Origin of the sequence: Cognatundibacterium luofuense (assembly GCF_018139685.1) — a bacterium.
GTDB classification, from domain to species: Bacteria; Pseudomonadota; Gammaproteobacteria; order Burkholderiales; family Burkholderiaceae_D; genus Undibacterium; species Undibacterium luofuense.
Genome location: NZ_JAGSPN010000636.1, coordinates 1 through 283 on the forward strand (window position 1 = coordinate 1; position 283 = coordinate 283).

General features: G+C 51.6%; 1 protein-coding gene. It reads left to right on the forward strand.

Annotated features, from left to right (window positions below; all coding sequences use genetic code 11):
* Positions 1-69: 69 nt before the first annotated feature.
* Positions 70-283: cation transporter (locus KDM89_RS21980; RefSeq protein ID WP_212689872.1), on the forward strand; the 214-nt coding region annotated here is incomplete at its 3' end.

The window sequence follows — 283 nt, forward strand, 5'->3', positions numbered from 1 at the left end:
TGAAAAAAATCAGATGACGGCAGACTACTTGCGTGCCAGAGACGAATTGAACCCATCCTGAAAATCCGCATGTCTATTCCTCCCGGAACCCGTATTACCAAGGCCGCAGACGCCGCTCAAGAAAACTACCTGCAGGATAAGCTGGCCTTGTCTGGCATGCATTGTGCTGCATGCATACAACTCATTGAGTTTCGTGTCAGACAAATCCCCGGTATCCTGACTTTTGTGATCAATCCCGCCACGCACAGAGCAGATGTGCAATGGGATGCTGCGCAGACGGGGC